Source organism: Burkholderia sp. 3C, assembly GCF_054589155.1.
Map to the genome: position 1 here is coordinate 53,105 of NZ_BAAILN010000074.1, position 856 is coordinate 53,960.

Annotated in this window: 1 protein-coding gene; it reads left to right on the forward strand. The window is 73.5% G+C overall.

The window, feature by feature from the left end; translation table 11 throughout:
• Nucleotides 1–88: 88 nt before the first annotated feature.
• Nucleotides 89–688 (forward strand): GNAT family N-acetyltransferase, encoded by a 600-nt coding sequence (locus ACYP33_RS13590; protein ID WP_459622294.1) that lies wholly within the window; start codon nt 89–91, stop codon nt 686–688.
• Nucleotides 689–856 lie beyond the last annotated feature (168 nt).

Genomic DNA, 856 nt, shown 5'->3' on the forward strand with positions numbered 1-856 from the left:
TCGTGCGAGGATCGCGGGCGACACGCTACCCAGGCCCCGGGCGCCGCCCGAACCGGCCAGCACCCGAGGCGCGCGAGCGACCCATCCGATGGAACCCTTTCCGAGCCTGATGACGCGCCGGCTCGTGCTGCGCGAACTGCGCGCGGCCGACGCGCCGGCGCTGTACGCCATCCACGGCGACGTCGAGGGCATGCGCTGGTACGGCGCGGACCCGATGACCCTGCCCGCCCAGGCATCGCGCCTGATCGACACCTATACCGCCTGGCGGATCGCCGGCAGCGGCCTGCGCTGGGCGCTCGAACGGCGCGAGGATCGCGCGCTGGTCGGCACTTGCGGGCTGTTCCGCTGGAGCCGGCCGTGGCGCTGTTGCGTGATCGGCTACGAGCTGGCGCCCGAGGCGCGCGGGCAGGGCCTGATGCGCGAGGCGCTGACGGCCGTGCTCGATCACGGCTTCGGCCCGATGGGCCTCAACCGCATCGAGGCGCGCGTGCATCCCGAGAACGCGCCGTCGTTGCGCACGCTCGATGCGTTCGGTTTCGTGCGCGAGGGGTATCAGCGCGAGGCCGGGTATTGGGGCGGGGCGTTTCGCGATCTCGCGCAATACGCGCTGCTGCGCGGCGAGTACCGGCCGGCGCGGCCTGCGACGCACGAATGCGAGCCGGCGGACGAGGTGTTGCGGGTGGTTTGATACGAGCGCCCGAACACCGGGTGGACGTGGTCTGGCGCGCAGCATGCGGCCGCTTCATGCATCAACCTGCCCCCGCCGAGCCGAGCCGAGCCGAGCCGAGCCGAGCCGAGCCGAGCCGAGCCGAGCCGAGCCGAGCCGAGCCGAGCCGAGCCGAGCCGAGCCGAGCCG